Genomic DNA, 19,598 nt, shown 5'->3' on the forward strand with positions numbered 1-19,598 from the left:
TACGCCTGTGCGATCTTCTCCTGACGGCCATGCGGGCGAAATGATCCCTCTGAAGTTCTGTGCTCGCGCCGCCACAAGCGGCTCAACCGCAGGGGGACGTCATCGTGAGACGCACAGCCGTGCTCGGGCTCACCGGAGCCCTGATAGCCGGCACCGTCGTCGCCGCCGTACCGCAGACCGCGGTCGCGGGGGGCACCGCCCACGGACGCGAACACCATGTGAACGCGGAGGACATCGGCGTGCGGATCGCCGCCGCGCGCGCCGCCGATGCGGGCATCGACTGGGCGGCCTGCCCCGCGGACTGGGGCATCGCCGCCCCCGTCCAGTGCGGCTGGGTCACCGTGCCGGTCGACTACGCCAAGCCGTACGGCGCGAAGATCCGGATCGCCGTGGACCGCATCGGCAGCACGGGCACCGCCGCCGAGCGCCAGGGCGCCCTGATCTACAACCCCGGAGGCCCCGGCGGGTCCGGGATGCGCTTCCCGCTCCGCGTCACCACCAAGAACCCCATCTGGGCGGCGACCGCCAAGGCGTACGACTTCGTGGGCTTCGACCCGCGCGGCGTCGGCCACTCCGCGCCCATCTCCTGCGCCGACCCGCAGGAGTTCGTGAAGGCGCCCAAGGCCGACCCGGTCCCGGACAACGAGGCCGACAAGCGCGCGGAGCGCAAGCTCGCCGCGGAGTACGCCGAGGGATGCAAGGAGCGCACCGGCGCCGCGATGCTCGCCCAGATGACCACGCCCAACACGGCGCGGGACCTCGACGTCGTCCGTGCCGCGCTCGGTGAGCGCAAGCTCAACTACCTGGGCGTCTCCTACGGCACCTACCTCGGCGCCGTGTACGCGACGCTCTTCCCGGGTCACGTGCGCCGCATGGTCGTCGACAGCGTCGTCAACCCGGCCCGCGACCAGATCTGGTACCAGAACAACCTCGACCAGGACGTGGCCTTCCAGGGCCGCTGGGACGACTGGAAGGCGTGGGTCGCGAAGTACGACTCCGTCTACCACATCGGCAGCACCCCGGCGAAGGTCCAGGCGCAGTGGGAGCGGCTGCGCGCGACCGCCAAGGCGCACCCGATCGGCGGGCTCGTCGGCCCGGCCGAACTCCTCGGGCTCTTCCAGTCCGCCCCGTACTACGACTCGTCGTGGGCGACCGTGGCCGGGGTCTGGAGCAAGTACCTCGCCGGCGACACCCAGGCCCTGGTGGACGCGGCGGCCCCGGACCTGTCGGACACCGCGGGCAACATCGCCTCGGAGAACGGCAACGCGGTCTACACGGCGGTGGAGTGCACCGACTCCCCGTGGCCCCGCGACTGGCGCACCTGGGACCGGGACAACTCCCGGCTGCACGCCAAGTACCCCTTCCTGACCTGGGCCAACGCCTGGCTGAACCTGCCCTGCGCCACGTGGGGCGTCCCGCAGCGGAAGCCGGTGGATGTGCGGACCGGCAACGGCCTGCCGCGCGTCATGATCGTCCAGAGCACCCGTGACGCGGCGACCCCGTACTCCGGAGCCGTCGAGCTGCACCGGCGGTTCAAGGGCTCGCTCATGATCACGGAGAAGGACGCCGGCTCGCACGGCGTCACCGGCCTGGTCAACCCCTGCATCAACGACCGGGTCACCGGCTACCTCGTGACCGGCTCCCTGGACCGCCACGACGTCACGTGCACCCCGCACGCGGCGCCGGTGCCCCCCACGAGCTGACGTCCGCACCACCCCGCGCGAACGGTCCCGGCCCCCGGTCGAGGGGGCCGGGACCGTTCTCCTCCGGCGCCGGGAGCGGGACCGTCAGCTCAGGCGCACACCCGTCGTGCCCTCATTGCCGTCGCCGGTGTTGACCGTGCCGCGGGGCTCGAACATCAGGATGCGGGTGCCCTCCTCGGCACGCGGCCGGTGCCGGACACCCCTGGGCACCGTGAACACCTCGTGCGGGCCGAGGCTCACCGTGCGATCCGGCAGGTCCAGGTGCAGCCGGCCGGCCAGGACCAGGAAGAACTCGTCGGTGCCGGCATGGCTGTGCTCGGCGAATTCGCCCTCGATGTTGGCGACCTTGACGTCGTAGTCGTTGACCTCGGCCATGACGTGCGGGAGCCACTTCTCCTGCACGGCGTCCATGACGGTGTCGATGTTGCGTTTGTCCATGCTCTGTTCCTACTCCTTACTCGGGAACGCGGTGGCGAAGGCCGCGCGGGTGGGCGCGTCCCGCTGCCGGTCCAGAACAGCGAAGACGACCCGGTCGAAGCGCTCCGCGAAGCGGCCGCCGGGGGCCAGCAGTCCACGGAAGGCGGCGGCGACGCGCGCCGGGTCGTTGCGGAACACCCCGCAGCCCCACGCGCCCAGCACCAGCGCCCGGTATCCCCCCGCGGCCGCGACCTCCAGCACCCGGCCGGCCCGCGCGTCGATCGCGGCGGGCAGCCGGACGGCGGCCGACGGGTCTTGGCGCTCGACGACCCCCGCATTGGGCGCGGCGCAGGTGAGGAAGCCCACCGCGAACGGTTCCTCCAGCAACTTTCCGCGCGGGTCGCGGAACACCGGTACGCCAGGGGAGTGGACGACACGGTCGCTGTAGAAGGGGCTGCCGTCGGCGCGGTGCCACGCGTAGAAGTCCCGGGCGGCGAGCAGGGTCGTGTACAGCGCCGAGGAGCGGCACAGCGCCTCCTCCTGCGCCTGCGCGCCGTTGACGTAGCCGCCGCCGGGATTGCGGGCCGAGGCGAAGTTGAGGACCGCGACCGGGGCCGCGCCCTCGTGCACGAGCCGGCCGGCCGCCGCCAGGCTGTCCTCGCCGGTCACCTCGAAGGCGGTCGGCGCCGTCAGGGCCGGGGCCGCTCCGGGCTCGACGGGCTCCGGCCCGAGGATCCGGGTCCCCGCGACGGCCCGTTCCACCGCCGCGCCGATCGACACCTCGGTCCCGCGCGCCGTGCGGTAACCGCCCGCGGCGACAACGGACTCCGTCTCGCGGGCGATCGCCCGCAGCCGGGCACTCATGCCTGATCCTTTCGCACGCCGGAAGGCTAGTGGGGGCTCCTCCGGGGAGCGAGGGGTTTTTCCGCGGCCAGCCAGCGGTCCTCCGCCGCGTAGTCGAAGAGGTCGCCGAAGCGGTCGTACGTCGTGGCCAGCACCGGGAACGCGGCACGCCAGTCGTGTTCGCCGAGCCGTGCCACGAGCTCGTCCACGGTCTCCGGCAGCGATTCCACCCAGGTCGTCATGGCGCGGTAGCCCAACTCGCGTTCGGCGGCCGCCATGTCGAGCACGAAGGGGTGCGCCGCGCTCCAGGGGGTGTCGCCGACGTTCGGGGCGGGCGGCGGCCCGTCCACCAGGACGGTCTCGGCGTCATGGCCCAGGAGTGCGCCGATGGCGGTGGCCATCTCCGCGACCGTCGGGGCGTACGGGTCGCCGGCGTTGAGGACCCGCGAGCCGGGGCGGCGGGCGGCGAGCCGCACGAGCTCGGCCAGATTGGCGGTGTGGACCGGGTGGAAGCGGCTCTCGCCGTTGTGGGCGAGGATCAGGACCGGCCGCTTGTCCAGGGCACGCTTGACGAAGTACAGCTCGCGCGGACGCAGGCTGTGCGGCCCGTGGATCGCGCCCGCCCTCAGCAGTGTGGTCGGCAACCGGTCGCCCGCCGCCAGGAGTTCACGCTCCAGGGCGACCTTGCGGGTGGCGTAGTCGTCCGGTCCGGCCGGCACGAGCGACTGGGTCTCGGGGACGGGGACCGGCAGGACCGGGGCGCCGCCGGGTTCCCCCTGGGTCTGCAGGCTGCGGCCCCGGTCGTCCTGGTAGACCGAGCAGCTGGAGACGACGACGGCCGAGCCGATCCGGCCCGACAGGTCCAGCAACTGGCGTGCGTGTTCCGGCCCGTACGCCACGCAGTCCAGCAGCACGTCGCAGCCGTCGCCGAGGGCCGCGGCCAGCGCCGCGGTGTCCTCGCGGTCCACCAAGACCGGCCGCACCCCTTCGGGCCAGGGCACATGGCCGCCGCCCCCGCGGGAGGCCGCGCGCACCTCCCAGCCGTCCGCCGCGAGCGCACGCACCGCCGCCCGCCCGATCTGCCCCGTCGCCCCGATCACGAATGCCGTTCCCGTCGTCATGCGGCGACGCTAGGCGGCCGCGCGGGGTCCCGGCCAGGCGGGTTCGCCCTGCGCGGATCCGCTGACGGCGCAAAGGGGCGGGACGCGGCGGGGGCGGCGCGATTCAGGCGCCGCGCCGCAGCCGGGAGCCGGCTCCGCGTCCCGTTCCCCGGCCCTGCTCCTCGGCCTTCACGTCCGCGGCGTACCGGTCGACGTACTCCTGGCCGGACAGCTCCAGGATGGCGTACATGATCTCGTCGGTCACCGAGCGCACCACGAAGCGCTCGTGGTCCATGCCCTCGAAGCGCGAGAACTCAAGCGGTTCGCCGAAGCGGATGGTCACCGGCTTGATGCGCGGCAGCCGGCGGCCGGTGGGCTGGATCTCGTACGTGCCGATCATCGCGCAGGGGATCACCTTGACGCCGGCACGCAGGGCCATCGTCGCCACGCCCACCTTGCCCTTGTACAGCCGACCGTCGTGCGAGCGGGTGCCCTCGGGGTAGACGCCGAGCAACTCGTCGGCGGCCAGCACCTTCAGCCCTTCACGGATCGCCGACTCGCCCGCCTTGCCGCCGGAGCGGTCGACCGGGATCTGCCCCGCGCTGCGGAAGAAGGCCGCGGTCAGACGGCCCTTGAGGCCCGGGCCGGTGAAGTACTCCGCCTTCGCCAGGAACGTGATGCGGCGCGGCAGGATCGCCGGCATCAGGAAGTGGTCGGAGAACGACAGGTGGTTCCCGGCGACGATCGCCGCCCCCTTCTCGGGGATGTTCTCCATGCCCTCGATCCTCGGGCGGAACAGCAGCCTGAGGAGCGGGCCGAGGAGCACGTACTTGAGCACGTAGTAGAACACGGGCGACTCCCAACCGTCCGGCTCGGCCTCGGGGCAGTGTTCTGCCACGTCGGAAGGCGTGTCGGGGACGGCCAGTGTAGGTCCCCGCCTCGCTGTCCGTCACCGGTCGCGGGCGGCCGGCGTACCGACGTGGCGCGAAGTCGGTACGGAGAGGAGCAGCCGACCGCACCCGGGCCCGAGGTCACGCCGTCAGTGCCCCGTCGCGCCCTCTCGGGCATGACGGGGCATCAGGAACGCCGCCGCCAGCGCCGCGACGAAGGCGCCCGCCGCCATGAGGGCCGTCCACTGGGCGGCGTCCACGGTGTCCGCCCCGGCCGCGTACGAGAAGAAGGCCGTGCCGAGCACCGCGACGCCCACCGAACCGCCGAACTGCTGAACCGCGTTCAGGACGCCGGAGGCCGATCCGTTCTCGTGCTCCTCGACGTCGGCGAGCGCGATGTCGAAGAACGGCGCCATCACCAGGCCCATGGCGAAGCCGTTCAGCAGCAGTGCGGGCAGCAACTGCCAGGTGGTCGCCGCGTGGCCCGCGAAGTGCACCGTGAGGGCGAGCGCGGCGACTCCGACGGCGGACAGCGCGAAGCCCGCCTGGATGGTGAGCCGTCCGTACTTCGGGCCGAGGACCGCCCCGGAGAGGACCGCGCCGATCACGGTGCCCGCGGACCAGGGGATCATCGAGGCACCGGCGTGCAGGGCGCTGTAGCCGAGGCCCACCTGAAGGTGCAGCGTGAGCACGAGCATCAGCCCGCTGATCGCCGCGAAGAAGACGACGCCCACGACGAGCGCGGCGCTGAAGCCTCGGTGCCGGAAGAGCCCGGGCTCGACCAGCGGTGATCCTCCGCGGGCCACCAGCCGCCGCTGGTACCGGGCGAAGAGCCAGAACACCGGGACCGCGCCCGCCATCGACAGGTACGTCCACAGCGGCCAGCCCAGGTCGCGGCCCTGCACCAGCGGGTAGACCAGCATGAGCACGCCGACGCTGACCAGCGCCGACCCGGGGAGGTCGAGCCGCGGCGCGTGCGGCGCCCTGCCCTCGGGGAGGATGCGCAGCGCCGCCAGGAAGGCCACGGCACCGATCGGGACGTTGATCAGGAAGACCGCGCGCCAGCCGGAGCCGAACAGGTCCGCGTCGGTGAGGAAGCCGCCCAGCACCGGGCCGGCGACCGCGGCCAGTCCCATGACCGGCCCGAAGGCGCCGAAGGCCGCGCCCTGTTCCTGCGGCGGGAACATCTGGCGCAGGATGCCGAGGCCCTGCGGGACCAGCATCGCGGCGAACACCCCCTGGGCGGCCCGCCCGCCGATCAGCATCCCGGCCGAGCCCGCGGCCGCGCACAGCGCGGAGCAGACCGTGAACCCGGCGAGCCCGATCAGGAACATCCGGCGGCGGCCGACGATGTCGCCGAGCCGCGCCCCGGTGATCATCAGCACGGAGAAGGTGAGGGTGTAGGCGGCGGTGATCCACTGGATCTGCGTGGAGCTGCCGCCGAAGTCGGCGCGGATCGACGGCGAGGCGACGCCGACGATCGTGGCGTCGAGCAGGTCCATGATCTCGACGGCCAGGACCACGGCGAGCCCGAGCTTGCGCAGGGGGTGGCCGGTGGGGGAGGCGGCCGCGGGTGTCGGCGGGGAGAGGGCTGCTTCGGTGCTCATGGGGTCCTCCGGGGCGGGCGTGGTGGACGAACGGCGTTCGTATCGAACGAACAGTGTTCTAGAAGACGAACGACGTTCGTGTCAAGTACGCTGTTCGTGTTCCGCTCCCGGAGGTACGCAGCCCGTGACATCGCTCCCCGCACCGCCCTGGCGCCCCGAGCGCAAGAAGGCCCCCCGCCGCACGCTCAACCAGGAGGTGGTCGTCACCGCCGCCCTGCGGATCGTGGACGCCGAGGGTCTCGACGCGCTGAGCATGCGCCGGGTCGCCCAGGAGCTGGACACCGGTGCCGCCTCGCTCTACGCGCACGTGGCCAACAAGGAGGAGCTGCTGGAACTCCTCCTGGACCGCATCCAGGCCGATGTGGCGCGCCCCGAGCCGGACCCCGAACGGTGGCAGGACCAGGTCAAGGAGATGGCCCGCGAGGGCCGACGGGTCCTGGTCGCCCACCGCGACCTGTCCCGGGCCGCCCTGGGCCAGGGCATCCCCTCCGGCCCCAACGCCCTGCTCAACGCCGAGGCCATGCTCGCGATCCTCAAGGCCGGCGGCCTGTCCGACCGGGTCTGCTCCTACGGGGTGGACGCCCTGGCCCTCTTCATCACCGCGACCGCAGTGGAGGATTCGCAGCGCGCACAGGGCTTCGGCGCGCCCGAGGTGAGCCTGGAGGAACAAGTGGCCCGCGCCCGCGAGTACTTCGCCTCACTCCCGCCGGACCGGTTCCCCCACATCACCGGCATGGTCGACGCGCTCACCCGCAGCGAGGGCGACGAGCGCTTCGAGTTCGGCCTCGACCTCCTCGTCTCCGGCCTGGCCCGCGTCACGGCCTGACGGCCGCGTTCCGGGGTGGCCTGGGTCCCGGCTGCGCCGAGCGGGGACGGCCGGGCCGTCGATGTACGTCCGGGTCCGGGGGAAGGACGGCCGCCCTGTTCGTCGCCGGGGCCCGTGCCGCGGTCCCCGCGCAGGGGCGGGGCATCAACCTCGGCACTGTGCGGTCCGGCTGCGCCGGATGACGTGCCGGGCGTTGCCGCGGGGCCGACGGCCGGGCCGCCGACACCTGTTCGGGGCCCGGGTGGGCGGCGCGCGGCCTGCGCGTGTTCGGACACGTCCGGCACGTCATCGCCTGATGCCTGTATGTCTGCGCCGAACGGGAAAGCCTGCGCCTCTTCGGGCGCCTCCGGCGCGTCGCGACCGTCCGTCGAGAGGGCGTTTCCACCGGGGCGCGGGCTGGCGCGCGCCCGCGTGGAAGGCGCTCATGCCACGGTCCCGTCGGCGCGGGTCTCCTCGGGCGTCCATGGCCCCCGGAGGGCCGTCAGCGGGGCGTGCGGATCGCGAAGACGCCGATCGTCGCGAGGCCGAGCACGACCCAGGCGAACCAGAGCCAGCCGTTCGGCCCGAGGGCCACCGTGTACGCGGTCACGGCGACCAGGCAGGCCACCGTGAGCGCGATCATCGCCTTCGCAGGTACGGGCATCGTCGCCCTCCTCCCCGGGCGGCGCACGGCGGCGGCCCGGAGACCATGGTCGCCCCGACGGGCCCCGGTGCGCTACCAGTCGCCGTCCGTGACCGTGCCCTCGTCCTTGAGCTGCTGCACCTGTCCCGGCACCGGGGGCACCCATGGGGACTCGTCCTCGCCCAGCCAGTCGCCGACCGGCTTCACCTGGCCGAGGGTCTCCGGGGCCGCAAGGTCCTCCGCGTCGGCGTCGTAGTAGTCGAACCACGGCAGCCCGGCCGCCGTGTACGCCGCGCGGTTCACCGGGGACGGCGGCGGCGCCTCGCCGGTGATACGCCGCCACTCGGGAGCCGTCGTGAGGTGGACGAAGATCCGGCCCGACGGCTCGTCCCGCCAGTGCGAGGGCTTGCGGTCGTCGCGGTAGACCTCCTGCCGCATCCGCCCGCCGGCGCCCAGCCCCATCGCGGGGGCGGACCGCGCGGACCGCGCGGGCCCGCGGGTCCGCGCGGACGGTGCCGCGCCCGGAGCGGGGGCTGCCATCGGTGCCATCGGCATCGGCGCGGCGCCCGCGGGGCCGCCGTACCCGCCGAAGGCCGGCCGGGGCACACCGGACCCGCGCCGCTGCTCGGCCTGCCAGGCCGCCAGCCGCTCCTCGCGGAGTTCGAAGACCTGGAGCTGCACCCCGCCCCAGACCTCCTCGCCGGTGACCTGGCCCTCGACGGTCGCACCCAGGCCCAGCGGCACGGCGACGAACTGCCGGATCGTGCCGGAGCCGGAGTTGATGCCGTCGAGCCAGGGCTGGCGCGGCAGCACCACATAGTTCTGCGGGTTCTGCGTGAGCCGGTCGCTCCACGGCGCGCCCGAGACCGCGCAGACCTTGCCGACGCCCACCTGGAGCGCGGCGGGCGCGGCGGCCGAGAAGCTCAGCCACATCGCCTCGCGCTGGTAGACCGGCAGCATGACGCCGCCGCGCGCGAGCCACTGCTCGGGCGCACGGTCGGGGAAGTCCGCGACGCGGCGCAGCGGGAAGGTGCCGAGTCCTGGTGGCAGGGGGTGCGTGCCCGTCTCGGGCAGCCGCAGCGTGCGCATGAAGCGCACCGTCACACCGCCCGGCAGCAGCAGCGCGTCGCCCGAGATCCGTACCTGGTCGCCCATCGAGGGCCTCCCTTCGCGGCGGGTGGCCCCGGTCAGCCCCGACCCCGCGCCTCCAAGGATGCCAAGTAGGCGTTGTAGGCGGCCAGTTCCGCGTCACCGTCGCGGTCCGCCGCGCGGTCCTTGCGGCGGGCGTGCCGCTGTTCCGAGGTGTACCACTGGATCAGCAGCGCCACCAGGACCAGCACCGAGGGGATCTCGCTGAACGCCCAGGCGATGCCGCCCGCGGCGGTCTGGTCGTCGAGGGCGTCGATCCCCAGCGAGGCCGCCGGGTGCTGGAAGGTGCGGATCATCGGCTCGGAGGCCATCATTAGCGCGATGCCGAAGAACGCGTGGAAGGGCATGCCCGCGAACAGCTCCAGCATCCGCATCACGTACCCGGGCCGGTGCGGTCCGGGGTCGACGCCCATGATCGGCCAGAAGAAGACCAGGCCCACGCCGAGGAAGTGCACCATCATCGCGATGTGCCCGGCCCGGCTGCCCATCAGGGTGTCGAACAGCGGGGTGAAGTAGAGCCCGTACAGGCTCGCGACGAACAGCGGGATGGTGAACGCCGGATGCGTGACCACCCGCATGTAGCGGCTGTGCAGCAGCGCGACGAGCAGCTCCCGCGGCCCCTTGCTGCCGCGCGCCGCGGCGGGCAGCGCGCGCAGCGCCAGCGTCACCGGGGCGCCGAGCAGCAGCAGGATCGGGGCGACCATGGACAGCACCATGTGCTGCACCATGTGGACGCTGAACATGACCATGCCGTAGTCGTTCAACTTGGTGCACATCGCCAGCCCGATGGACAGCACACCGAGGGCGAAGGCGACGACGCGCCCGGCCGGCCAGCGGTCGCCGCGGCCGCGCAGCCGTACGACGGCGGCGCCGTACAGGGCCAGCGCGAGGACGCAGCCGACGAGGAACACCGGGTCCCCGCTGAAGGCGAGCCCCCGGCCGAGGGTGAACGGCGGGAGCTCCGTCATCATGCCGTGTCCGCCGTGGTCCATCCGTCACTCTCCTGTCGTGCCGTCCGCGCGCACCGCGCCGTCGGCAATGTGCCGGTTGGGGCGGGTGCGCCCGCACCAGACTAGAACCGCCCCCGGCCGCGGGTGCGGCCGGGGGCGGTTCCAGGAGGGGTGATCGGCGTGTCAGAGCACGCACTCCGCCTCGACGTAGCGCTCGGCGGGGACCGTCTTGAGGTGCTCGACGGCCTCGGCCAGCGGGACCAGGGTGATGTCGGTGCCGCGCAGCGCCGTCATCATGCCGAAGTCGCCGTTGTGCGCGGCCTCGACCGCGTGCCAGCCGAAGCGGGTGGCCAGCACCCGATCGTAGGCGGTCGGGGTGCCACCGCGCTGCACGTGGCCGAGGATCACCGGGCGGGCCTCCTTGCCCAGCCGCTCCTCCAGCTCGATCGAGAGCCGGGTGGCGATGCCGGTGAAGCGCTCGTGGCCGTACGCGTCCTTGACGCCGGCCTCGAACGGCATGGTGCCCTCGCGCGGCTTGGCGCCCTCGGAGACCACCACGATGGCGAACTTCTTGCCCGCCGAGAAGCGCTCGCCGACCCGCCGGGTCAGCTCCTCGATGTCGAAGGGACGCTCCGGCACCACGATCGCGTGCGCGCCGGCGGCCATGCCGGAGTGCAGCGCGATCCAGCCCGTGTGCCGCCCCATGACCTCGACGATCAGCACCCGCTGGTGCGACTCGGCGGTGGTCTTGAGGCGGTCCAGCGCCTCGGTGGCGACGGTGACGGCGGTGTCGAAGCCGAAGGTGACGTCGGTAGAGGCGATGTCGTTGTCGATGGTCTTGGGCACGCCCACGATGGGCAGCCCGTTGTCCGACAGCAGGCGGGCGGCCTTCAGGGTGCCCTCACCGCCGATCGGGATGATCGCGTCGAGACCCAGGTCGGCGACGTGGCCCTTGGCCCGCTCCACGCCGTCCCGCAGGTGCTCGGGGCGGACCCGGGAGGACCCGAGGATCGTGCCGCCGCGGGCCAGGATGCCGCCCACCGCGTCGAGGTCGAGCTTGCGGTAGTCGCATTCGAGGAGGCCCTTCCACCCGTCGTGGAAGCCTATGACCTCGTCCCCGTGGTCGACGACCGCCCGGTGCACGACCGACCGGATGACGGCGTTCAAGCCGGGGCAGTCGCCGCCGCTCGTCAGCACACCAATACGCATTGCTCGTTACTCCTGGAAGATCGATCCGGGCGCCGGACGCCGTCGTCCGGATGGACCCGCGGCGCGCGCACCGCGATACCTACGTTATCGAGCCGGGCACGGACGACGGAAACGCCGCCCGCACTGCGGACACTCCCGGCCCGGGCCCCGCTCCCGGTACCGCTGCTTCAGGCGGGCTGCGAGGCGGCGGCGATCCGCTCGGCGCGCAGCGCCTCGTACCACTGGTCGTCGACCGGCGGCAGCGCCCTGACGTCCATCGCCAGCTTGATCAGCATGTCCGCGATCTGCGGGTTGCGGGCCATGACCGGGCCGTGCATGTACGTGCCGAAGACGGTGTCGTTGTACGCACCCTCGGTGCCGTCGCCCGTGCCGTTGCCGTTGCCGAACCGGGTGCGGGCGAGCGGGCGGGCGTACTTGCCCACGTGGGTGATGCCCTGGTGGTTCTCGAAGCCGGTCAGCGGCGGCAGGCCGAGCGCCGGGTCGATGTCGGCCAGGACGTCGCCGACGCACCGCTCGCCCTCGCCGCGGACGCTGACCACGTCGAGCAGGCCGAGGCCCGGCTCGGGGCGGCCGAGGTCGTTGACGAACTCGTGGCCGAGGATCTGGTAGCCGGCGCAGACCGAGAAGACGATGGCGCCGTTGTCGACCGCGCGGTTCAGCCCGCCGTCGCGGCGCAGCCGCTCGGCGGCCAGCCGCTGCGGCCGGTCCTCACCGCCGCCGATCAGGTAGATGTCGCCGGATGTCGGGATCGGCTGGTCGGACCGTACGTCGATGCGGGTGACCGGGACCCGGCGCTGACGCGCACGGCGCTCGGTGACCAGCACGTTGCCCTGGTCGCCGTAGGTGCTGAGCAGGTCGGGGTAGACCCACACCAGGCGCAGGCTGGAGTCGCTCATGGTGTGTCCTCCTTACGGGGGGCGGGAGTCGAAGAAGGCGGCGGAAGCGCCGGGTCAGTTGCCGACGCGGCGGCGCAGGTCCTGGAACGCGGTGTAGTTGGCGATGGCCTCGATCCGGCCCTGCGGCGAGGTGCGCACCGCCTCGTCGAAGTCCGCGCACACCTGGAACTGCAGCCCGGCGACCTCCAGGCGGACCGCCAGGTCCAGCTTGCGGTCGCCGATCACACGGATCGGGTGCCCGGACAGCCGGGTGTAGTCCACGTCCCACAGCCAGGAGGTGTCGGTGCCGTCGGCGCCGCGGGCGTTCACCGAGAGGATCACCGGCGTCGGCGGCCGGTCGATGAGCGAGAAGGTCTCCAGCCAGCCGGCCGGGTTCTTCGCCAGCAGCAGGCGCACGTCGCGGCCCTGGAACTGCACCACGTCGTAGCGTCCGGCCACTGCCTGGACCTTGTACATCCGCTCCAGCGCGACCTTGGGGTCCACACCGAAGGCGGCGGCCGCGGCGGCGGAGACGGCGGCGTTGGACTTGTTGGCGCGGCCGGGCAGCTGCAGCTGGATCGGCCAGGCGGAGCCGTAGGGGTCGATCACGTGGTCGCCGGAGAGCGCCCAGGTCGGGGTCGGGCGGCGGAAGCCGCACTCGCCGCAGAACCAGTCCTCGGAGGGGCGCTGCAGCACACCGCCGCAGGAGGGGCAGGACCAGGCGTCGTCCTTCCACTCCTGTCCGGCCGCGACCCACACCACGGTGGGGCAGGAGGACGCCGCCCAGGTGATCAGCGGGTCGTCGGCGTTGGCGATGATGATCGCGTCGCTGCCGGCCAGCCCCTCGCGCCACTTCTCGGCGAGCATGCGGGTCTCGGCGGCCCGGTCCAGCTGGTCGCGGGAGAGGTTCAGCAGGGCGATGGCCTTGGGGCGTACGTCCCGTGCCACGCCGGCCAGGTACTTCTCGTCGACCTCGATCACGCCGTAGCGGGCCTCGGAGCCGCCCGCCAGGGCCGAGGTGATGCCGGCCGGCATGTTGGCGCCGAGCGCGTTGGAGACGACCTCGCCGTTGGCGCGCAGCGCCTCGGCGAGCAGCCGGGTGGTGGTGGTCTTGCCGTTGGTGGCCGAAACGAGCACAACGTCGAGGTGCGTCGCCAGCCGGGCCAGCAGGTCCGGGTCCAGTTTGAGCGCCACCCGGCCGCCGATCACCGATCCGCTGCCGCGTCCCGCCGCCCGCGACACCGCCGCTGCGGCCTTGCCCGCCGTCACGGCCAGCTTCGCCCGCGGCGACAGTGGCTCCGCGTTGCCTGCCATCGTCTCCACCATCCTCCTCGCGTCCGGCCCTGTCCGCCCTCCCCGGCGGTCGGCCGGAGCGCGTGCCCCGGCCATCGCACCGGCCGGAAGGCATCGGTCGCCGATCAGCCTATCCACTTCCCCTACCGGCGCTGAAACGAGCCGCCCCCGTACGCTGGCCCGCATGCCACACGTCACCATCCCCGGCAGCTCCGGGACCGTCCGTCCGATGCGGCTGCTGGGAGACCCCCAGCTGACCGCGCCCTGCCGCGAGGTGACCGCGTTCGACGCCCAACTCGCCACGCTTGTAGAAGACTTGTACGCCACGATGTATGCCCGTGACGGGGTCGGGCTGGCCGCGAACCAGATCGGCGTCCCCTTGCGCGTGTTCGTGTGGGACTGTCCGGACGACGAGGACGTCCGCCATCTCGGCCATGTGGTGAATCCGCGGGTGACGCACATCGGCGGCGTGACCGTGACCGGCCACGAGGGCTGCCTGTCCCTCCCCGGAGTGCACGCGCCCACGCCCCGCCACGACGAGATCACCCTGGAGGGCGTCGACCTGCACGGCCGCCCGCTGCGCGTGGAGGGCACCGGCTTCTTCGCCCGCTGCCTCCAGCACGAGTGCGACCACCTCGACGGCGGTGTCTTCACCGACCGGCTCAGCGGGCTGCGCCTGCGGCGCACCCTGCGCGCCGCCCGCCGCGCGCCGTGGGCGGTGGACGGCTGACACGTCCGCGGGGTCTACCGGAGCGGCGCGCCGGGGCGGTCGCCCACCGCGGCCAGCCGGCCCCACAGCAGGTCCGCCAGGTGGCGCACCAGTACGTCGCGGGAGCAGGGGCGTTCACCGAGCCACCAGTCGCCGGCGGCGTGCATCATGCCGACGATGCCGTGGCCCCAGACCCGGGCCGCCTCCTCGCCGTCGGGGCCCAGGTCCAGCCGTTCGGCGATGAAGCGGGCCAGTTCCTCGCCCATGCGGCGCAGTACCGGGGCCGAGTGGCGGCCGACGTCGAAGCCGCGCTCGCCCTCGGAGGGGTGCTCCGCCGGGTGCATCAGGAAGCGGTAGACCTGCGGCCGGGCCTCGATGGCGGACAGGTACGCGTGCAGGGTCGCCTCGACCCGGTCGCGGCGCTCGTTCGGCGCGTCCAGGGCGGCCCGCAGGTTGGCGAGCAGCGCGTCGGTGTGGCGGATGGCCAGGGCCCGGTAAAGACCGCTCTTGTCGCCGAAGTGCCGGTACAGAATGGGCTTGGTGATGCCCGCCTCGGCGGCGATCGCGTTCATGGACGCCTCCGGGCCGTCCCGCAGCACGACGCGGTCCGCGGCCTCGAGCAGCTCCCTGCGGCGTTCCTCCGCCGCGGTCGCCGTTCGCTGGTCCTGCCGCTGGCTGGTACCCACCCGAGCCTCCCCGCCCGTTCGATTTCTCCCGTCTGCGCAACGTAACACCCCAGGTCCGGTTGACAGTCCTTACCAGCCGGTAACAGACTGGCGTTACCGCAAGTAACCAGCACGTGGAGGGGACCATGAGCGGCTTCACGCTCGAGCTCAATGACGACCAGAAATCGGTGCGCGACTGGATCCACGGCTTCGCGGCCGACGTCATGCGCCCCGCTGCGGCGGAGTGGGACGAGCGCGAGGAGACCCCCTGGCCGGTGATCCAGGAGGCCGCGAAGATCGGCCTGTACTCGCTGGACTTCTACGCCCAGCAGTACTTCGACCCCACGGGACTGGGCATCCCGATCGCCATGGAGGAGCTGTTCTGGGGGGACGCCGGCATCGGCCTGTCCATCGTCGGCACCGGCCTCGCGGCGGTCGGCGTCCTCGCCAACGGCACCGACGAGCAGATCGGCACCTGGATCCCGCAGATGTACGGCGACCCCGCCGACGTGAAGGTCGCCGCCTTCTGCTCCTCGGAACCGGACGCGGGCTCCGACGTCGCCGCCATGCGGACCAGCGCTGTGTACAACGAGGCCAAGGACGAGTGGGTCATCAACGGCACCAAGACCTGGGCGACCAACGGCGGCATAGCCAATGTCCACGTCGTCGTCGCGGTCGTCGACCCCGCACTGGGGTCCAAGGGCCACGCCTCGTTCATCGTCCCGCCCGGCACTCCCGGGCTCGCGCAGGGCCAGAAGTTCAAGAAGCACGGCATCCGCGCCTCGCACACCGCCGAGGTCGTCCTCGACGGCGTCCGCGTCCCCGGGCACTGCCTGCTCGGCGGCAAGGAGCGGCTCGACGAGCGCCTCGCCCGGGCCCGGGAGCGCGCGCAGGGCGGCGAACGCCTCAAGAACGCGGCCATGGCCACGTTCGAGGCCTCCCGGCCCGCGGTCGGCGCGATGGCGGTCGGCACCGCCCGTGCCGCGTACGAGGTCGCCCTCGACTACGCGACGACCCGCACCCAGTTCGGCCGCCCCGTCATCGACAACCAGGGCGTCGCCTTCCAGCTCGCCGACATGCGCACCCGGATCGACGCCGCACGCCTGCTGGTGTGGCGCGCCTCCTGGATGGCGGTCGCCGGAAAGCCCTTCACGTCGGCCGAGGGCTCGATGTCCAAACTCTTCGCCAGCGAGACGGCCAAGAAGGTCACCGGCCAGGCCATCCAGATCCTCGGCGGCAACGGCTACACCCGTGAGTACCCGGTGGAGCGGATGCACCGCGACGCCGCGATCTACACCATTTTCGAAGGCACGAGCGAGATCCAGCGCCTCGTGATCGCCCGCACGCTCTCGGGCGTCCCCATCCGCTGACGCTCCGCGGGGGGCGCGGGACGGGCGCCTCCCCGCTGCGGGCCCGTACCGTCATCAGCCGGGGCGTTGAACGCCGCACGAACAAGGGGCATCGACATGCCGCCCCTCGGGACCGCTGCGCGGGGGCGGGCCCTCGCGTTCGGGCGGTACGGGCGCGTCGGCTGCGGGGGGAACACGCCCGGGCGCTGCCTCTGCGCGGCGTCCCGGGTGTCGGCGGTGCGACCGCGTGCTCGGCACCCGGGAAAGGGCTCGGGTCGTCCCGCCGCCGTCGACCTTGCCGGGGGACCGCGCCCTGCTCAGGTGTCTCCGGCGGATGCGCGGGACCGGCTCGACCATCTCAGGCGCGGAGTCGGCACCCGGCACACGGCGCGTTCGGCGTCTGGGCGCATTCCGCGGCCTTGGCGGCGGGGGCGGCTCCGAACCTTCGGGACGGTCCGCGACCGAGCGATGGCCGGGCGGCGCGTTGGGCTGGCGCTTGCCTCGTCGGCGCGCGGCGTCGGAAGGGGCGGCTTGAGGGCGTCGGCGTCTGGGCGAGGAGTTTCGGCGCTACCCGGTACAGGGCTCGGGTCGTCCCGCCGTCGTCGACCGAGCCGGGAGATCTCCGGCGGATGCACGGCCCCGCCTCGTCTGCCGCATGCCTGGGTGCGGCCGCCCCGGTGCAGGGCGCGTCAACGGCGGCTTCGGGCCTCTGGACGTGGAGTTCAGCGCTGGGGCGCGGCGTGGTCCTTCGCCGCGCGGAATTGGCCTCGGCCGCGACTGAGCGATGGTCGGGCGCCGCCCCAGTCCACAGGCCTGCCTCGTGGGCGGCGCTTCCGCGAGGGCCGGGACCTCGCTGTCCGCCCGGACGACCGGGCTCGCCGCGCTGTGCAGGGCGTCCAGGGCGTGCACCCTTGGCGCGCGCGGGCCGGGGGCGCGTCAACCCGCCCGGATGGGGCCCGGTGCGGCGCGCACGCAGGGCGCGTCAGTGGCGGCGGGAGGGGCGGGGGCGGGGGAGGGGGCGGAAGGCGGCTTCGAGATCGTCGAGGGTTTCGACGAGGAGTTCCGCGCTGCGGCGCACCACGCGGTCCTCCGCAGACGGCGACCACTGCCCCAGCGTCGCGCGGACGCCGGAGAAGTCCGGCGGGCGCCGGGTGCGGACCGCGGCGGCGCCCTGGGCCGTGGCGTCGCGCAGCGCGGCGGCGAAGGGGACGGCGTCCGGCACCGGGGGCGCGTCCGGCGCGGGCAGGTGGGCCTCCATGAGCATCGGGATGCGGCCCAGGGCCGAGAGCGCGGCGTCGGCGGCGTCCGCGGAGCGGCGGGACAGTCCGCGGCCGCGGACCGGTTCGGCGTTCGCGCGGGCCACGGCCTGGTCCCACGCGAGCGCGGCGGCGCGCGCGTCCAGCAGCGCGGAGCGCACGGCCTCGCGGCGGCCCTTCCCGGGGGCGCCGTGCGCCTCGAGCGCGGTGGCCGCGTAACGCCCGGTCGCCTCGATGCGTTCCGCGAGCCGGTCCCGCAGCCGGGGCGTCTCCCACGCCGGGAAGACGGCGTAGCCGATCATCGCCAGCAGCCCGCCGAGCAGGGTCAGCAGGACCCGCTCGGGCACGGTCTGCGTCCACTGGGCGCCGGCCATGCCCAGCAGGAACACCACGTACGCGGAGACGGCCACCTGCGAGACCAGGTAGCCGGTGCGCATCAGCAGGTACAGCAGGCCGACCGAGACCAGGGCGAGGGCCGCGCACAGGTAGGTCCCGGGGGAGAACGCCTGCATGACGGCGGTCGCCACGGTCACCCCGGCCAGCGTGCCGACGAAGCGCGCCACGCCGCGCGCGTACGTCTGCGAGAAGTCCGGCCGCATGACCATCACCGAGGTCAGCGGCGCCCAGTAGGCGTGGCCGAGCGGCAGCGCGGCGCCCAGGGCGTAGCCCGCGGGGGTGACCGCGGCGAGCCGGATCGCGTGCCGGAGGACGGGCGAGTCCCGGCGCAGCTCCCGGCGCACCGTGCGGACGGTCAGCGGAACGAGTTCCCACAGGGTCGGGCGGCGCAGGTGCGCGGTGTCCGTCCCGGCGGAGCCCTCGCGGCGGGTCGCGGAGGACACGGCCTCGCCGAGCAGGGCGATCAGCCGCAGGCCGGTACGCCGCGCCGGTCCGCTGAGCTGGTCCCCGGGTCCCGGCTCGACCAGTGCCACGTTCTCGGCCTCCGCGGGCACTCGCACCGGCTCCGCCTCCCGTACCGCCCGCGCCACCGCGTCCAGCACGTCCGCGGCGGCCGCCAGCAGCTGACGGGCCCGGTCGCGCTCCGGTCCCTCGGCGGCCGCGCCGACCGCCGGGTCGGCCAGTGAGGCCAGGACCGGGCGGATGCGCTCGGCCAGGACGCGTTTGCCCCGCAGTGCCGCGGGGCGCCGCCGGGCCTGGCGGGGCGTCACCGTCGCGGCGCTGCGCGCGGCCATCAGCGGCGCGGGGTCGAACGCCGCCACCGGGTCGTGCCGCAGCCGGCGGGCGTAGTCCGCCTCGGCGGCGAAGGCGTCGGCCAGGGCGTCGCGCTGCGGCCCCCAGCGCCGTACGGGGAAGACCACGATCAGCGTGGCCTGCACGGCGCCGCCGGCGGCGATCACCGCCGCGTGGCCCAGCGCCGTCGCCACCGACGTGGGCAGCGTGATGACGACCAGCATCACCGCGACCGTCAGCGACGACACGAGGCCCGCCGTCGGTCCCAGCGCCCATGCCGTGCCCGCGAGGAACGCCCACACCGCGAGCAGCACCACGAACAGGTCCCAGTGCGCGCCGGCGAGATAGCCCAGGAAGGTGCTCACCGCCAGCCCGGCCCCGGTCACCAGGGCCAGCAGCGGCCGGGGGCGCCAGCTGCGCTGGAAGGTGGCCATGCCCGAGGCGAAGGCCCCGAAGGCGGAGGACGCGGCGACCACGGGGGAGGCGAGCCACAGCGTCACGCCGACCACGACGGCGACGCCCGCGGCGCCGCGCAGGGCGATCAGCGGCTCCAGCCTGGTGCGCTCCAGCCGCAGCCCCGCACGGGCGGCCCGGCCCACCGCGCGCAACCAGCTCATGATCCAGAGGATAGGACCGGAAGTGCCGGGTAAGCGCAGCGCACGATCCGTTCCGGCGAGCCCCGAGGAGGACATCCCGCCATGACCGCCTTTGCCCGCGCCCCCCGCGCGACTGTGCCTCCTGTGCCGTCCCCGAACCCCGTGCCGCCCTTCCCGCCCGACCCGGTGCCGCCGTCGCCGACCCCGGTGCCCGGTCCCGCCCCGGACCCGCTGCCCGAGCCGCCCTCGCGGCCGGACCCCGATCCGGCGCCCGAACCGCAGCCGGAGCCGCAGCCGCTGTGAGGAGGGGCCCGGACGGCAGGGGTCGCGCAATCGCGCCCTCGGTGGCCG

18 protein-coding genes are annotated in these 19,598 nt (G+C 73.7%); 5 read left to right on the forward strand and 13 right to left on the reverse strand.

Annotated elements, in window-relative coordinates:
- The first annotated feature begins 104 nt into the window (after positions 1 to 104).
- A complete protein-coding gene (locus tag ACIP9H_RS25100; protein ID WP_401960949.1) occupies positions 105 to 1,703 on the forward strand; it encodes an alpha/beta hydrolase in 1,599 nt (532 codons plus the stop codon).
- Positions 1,704 to 1,787: 84 nt separating this feature from the next.
- Here ACIP9H_RS25100 and ACIP9H_RS25105 read toward each other — a convergent pair whose 3' ends face one another.
- The 5 genes from ACIP9H_RS25105 to ACIP9H_RS25125 form a co-directional block, all read right to left on the reverse strand.
- Positions 1,788 to 2,141 carry a cupin domain-containing protein gene (locus ACIP9H_RS25105; RefSeq protein WP_401589707.1) on the reverse strand — a complete coding sequence of 118 codons (354 nt, stop codon included), beginning with the start codon at positions 2,139 to 2,141 and terminating at the stop codon, positions 1,788 to 1,790.
- 9 nt (positions 2,142 to 2,150) lie between these two features.
- Positions 2,151 to 2,984, reverse strand: coding sequence for a TIGR02452 family protein (locus ACIP9H_RS25110; RefSeq protein ID WP_401589704.1), 834 nt, complete (start codon positions 2,982 to 2,984; stop codon positions 2,151 to 2,153).
- A gap of 26 nt (positions 2,985 to 3,010) precedes the next feature.
- On the reverse strand, positions 3,011 to 4,084 hold the full coding sequence (locus ACIP9H_RS25115) for an NAD-dependent epimerase/dehydratase family protein (RefSeq protein ID WP_401960953.1): 1,074 nt from the start codon (positions 4,082 to 4,084) through the stop codon (positions 3,011 to 3,013).
- Between the two features lie 103 nt (positions 4,085 to 4,187).
- Complete coding sequence (locus ACIP9H_RS25120) at positions 4,188 to 4,913, reverse strand: lysophospholipid acyltransferase family protein (protein ID WP_401961094.1); 726 nt, start codon at positions 4,911 to 4,913, stop codon at positions 4,188 to 4,190.
- Between the two features lie 189 nt (positions 4,914 to 5,102).
- The gene (locus ACIP9H_RS25125; RefSeq protein WP_401960955.1) at positions 5,103 to 6,560 is read right to left on the reverse strand and encodes an MFS transporter; all 1,458 of its coding nucleotides are present in this window, start codon (positions 6,558 to 6,560) and stop codon (positions 5,103 to 5,105) included.
- 124 nt (positions 6,561 to 6,684) lie between these two features.
- On the opposite strand from ACIP9H_RS25125, the gene ACIP9H_RS25130 reads away from it, so the two are divergent.
- Positions 6,685 to 7,386, forward strand: coding sequence for a TetR/AcrR family transcriptional regulator (locus ACIP9H_RS25130; protein ID WP_401589696.1), 702 nt, complete (start codon positions 6,685 to 6,687; stop codon positions 7,384 to 7,386).
- Positions 7,387 to 7,867: 481 nt separating this feature from the next.
- On the opposite strand, the gene ACIP9H_RS25135 is transcribed toward ACIP9H_RS25130, so the two are convergent.
- From ACIP9H_RS25135 to ACIP9H_RS25160, 6 genes are all read right to left on the reverse strand, one after another.
- Positions 7,868 to 8,029, reverse strand: coding sequence for a hypothetical protein (locus tag ACIP9H_RS25135; protein WP_401589693.1), 162 nt, complete (start codon positions 8,027 to 8,029; stop codon positions 7,868 to 7,870).
- 72 nt (positions 8,030 to 8,101) lie between these two features.
- Positions 8,102 to 9,163 (reverse strand): hypothetical protein, encoded by a 1,062-nt coding sequence (locus ACIP9H_RS25140; protein ID WP_401960959.1) that lies wholly within the window; start codon positions 9,161 to 9,163, stop codon positions 8,102 to 8,104.
- A gap of 32 nt (positions 9,164 to 9,195) precedes the next feature.
- Positions 9,196 to 10,149: a cytochrome c oxidase assembly protein gene (locus ACIP9H_RS25145; protein ID WP_401960962.1), complete on the reverse strand. Its 954-nt coding sequence runs from the start codon at positions 10,147 to 10,149 to the stop codon at positions 9,196 to 9,198.
- A gap of 141 nt (positions 10,150 to 10,290) precedes the next feature.
- Entirely contained in the window at positions 10,291 to 11,316 is a 1,026-nt protein-coding gene (locus tag ACIP9H_RS25150; protein WP_360913923.1) for a 6-phosphofructokinase, read from the reverse strand.
- Positions 11,317 to 11,483: 167 nt separating this feature from the next.
- The gene (locus ACIP9H_RS25155; RefSeq protein WP_401589686.1) at positions 11,484 to 12,212 is read right to left on the reverse strand and encodes a type 1 glutamine amidotransferase; all 729 of its coding nucleotides are present in this window, start codon (positions 12,210 to 12,212) and stop codon (positions 11,484 to 11,486) included.
- 54 nt (positions 12,213 to 12,266) lie between these two features.
- On the reverse strand, positions 12,267 to 13,505 hold the full coding sequence (locus ACIP9H_RS25160; RefSeq protein ID WP_401589683.1) for a MurT ligase domain-containing protein: 1,239 nt from the start codon (positions 13,503 to 13,505) through the stop codon (positions 12,267 to 12,269).
- A 163-nt stretch (positions 13,506 to 13,668) separates the two neighbouring features.
- On the opposite strand from ACIP9H_RS25160, the gene def reads away from it, so the two are divergent.
- On the forward strand, positions 13,669 to 14,214 hold the full coding sequence (gene def, locus ACIP9H_RS25165; protein ID WP_401589681.1) for a peptide deformylase: 546 nt from the start codon (positions 13,669 to 13,671) through the stop codon (positions 14,212 to 14,214).
- A gap of 14 nt (positions 14,215 to 14,228) precedes the next feature.
- On the opposite strand, the gene ACIP9H_RS25170 is transcribed toward def, so the two are convergent.
- A complete protein-coding gene (locus ACIP9H_RS25170; protein WP_401589678.1) occupies positions 14,229 to 14,879 on the reverse strand; it encodes a TetR family transcriptional regulator in 651 nt (216 codons plus the stop codon).
- 125 nt (positions 14,880 to 15,004) lie between these two features.
- On the opposite strand from ACIP9H_RS25170, the gene ACIP9H_RS25175 reads away from it, so the two are divergent.
- Positions 15,005 to 16,228, forward strand: coding sequence for an acyl-CoA dehydrogenase family protein (locus tag ACIP9H_RS25175; protein WP_401589675.1), 1,224 nt, complete (start codon positions 15,005 to 15,007; stop codon positions 16,226 to 16,228).
- Between the two features lie 961 nt (positions 16,229 to 17,189).
- On the opposite strand, the gene ACIP9H_RS25180 is transcribed toward ACIP9H_RS25175, so the two are convergent.
- Positions 17,190 to 19,268 (reverse strand): FUSC family protein, encoded by a 2,079-nt coding sequence (locus tag ACIP9H_RS25180; protein ID WP_401589673.1) that lies wholly within the window; start codon positions 19,266 to 19,268, stop codon positions 17,190 to 17,192.
- Between the two features lie 123 nt (positions 19,269 to 19,391).
- Between ACIP9H_RS25180 and ACIP9H_RS25185 the strand changes: the two genes are divergently transcribed.
- Positions 19,392 to 19,550 (forward strand): hypothetical protein, encoded by a 159-nt coding sequence (locus tag ACIP9H_RS25185; RefSeq protein ID WP_401589670.1) that lies wholly within the window; start codon positions 19,392 to 19,394, stop codon positions 19,548 to 19,550.
- Positions 19,551 to 19,598 lie beyond the last annotated feature (48 nt).

Source organism: Streptomyces sp. NPDC088732 (assembly GCF_044751205.1).
GTDB lineage: Bacteria > Actinomycetota > Actinomycetes > Streptomycetales > Streptomycetaceae > Actinacidiphila.

What these genes read in the sequence shown, in the direction of transcription:
- ACIP9H_RS25105 (WP_401589707.1), bottom strand. Translation starts at nt 2,141, where the DNA reads ATGGACAAACGCAACATCGACACCGTCATGGACGCCGTGCAGGAGAAG.
- ACIP9H_RS25110 (WP_401589704.1), bottom strand. Translation starts at nt 2,984, where the DNA reads ATGAGTGCCCGGCTGCGGGCGATCGCCCGCGAGACGGAGTCCGTTGTC.
- ACIP9H_RS25115 (WP_401960953.1), bottom strand. Translation starts at nt 4,084, where the DNA reads ATGACGACGGGAACGGCATTCGTGATCGGGGCGACGGGGCAGATCGGG.
- ACIP9H_RS25125 (WP_401960955.1), bottom strand. Translation starts at nt 6,560, where the DNA reads ATGAGCACCGAAGCAGCCCTCTCCCCGCCGACACCCGCGGCCGCCTCC.
- ACIP9H_RS25135 (WP_401589693.1), bottom strand. Translation starts at nt 8,029, where the DNA reads ATGCCCGTACCTGCGAAGGCGATGATCGCGCTCACGGTGGCCTGCCTG.
- ACIP9H_RS25140 (WP_401960959.1), bottom strand. Translation starts at nt 9,163, where the DNA reads ATGGGCGACCAGGTACGGATCTCGGGCGACGCGCTGCTGCTGCCGGGC.
- ACIP9H_RS25145 (WP_401960962.1), bottom strand. Translation starts at nt 10,149, where the DNA reads ATGGACCACGGCGGACACGGCATGATGACGGAGCTCCCGCCGTTCACC.
- ACIP9H_RS25150 (WP_360913923.1), bottom strand. Translation starts at nt 11,316, where the DNA reads ATGCGTATTGGTGTGCTGACGAGCGGCGGCGACTGCCCCGGCTTGAAC.
- ACIP9H_RS25155 (WP_401589686.1), bottom strand. Translation starts at nt 12,212, where the DNA reads ATGAGCGACTCCAGCCTGCGCCTGGTGTGGGTCTACCCCGACCTGCTC.
- ACIP9H_RS25160 (WP_401589683.1), bottom strand. Translation starts at nt 13,505, where the DNA reads ATGGCAGGCAACGCGGAGCCACTGTCGCCGCGGGCGAAGCTGGCCGTG.
- def (WP_401589681.1), top strand. Translation starts at nt 13,669, where the DNA reads ATGCCACACGTCACCATCCCCGGCAGCTCCGGGACCGTCCGTCCGATG.
- ACIP9H_RS25175 (WP_401589675.1), top strand. Translation starts at nt 15,005, where the DNA reads ATGAGCGGCTTCACGCTCGAGCTCAATGACGACCAGAAATCGGTGCGC.
- ACIP9H_RS25180 (WP_401589673.1), bottom strand. Translation starts at nt 19,268, where the DNA reads ATGAGCTGGTTGCGCGCGGTGGGCCGGGCCGCCCGTGCGGGGCTGCGG.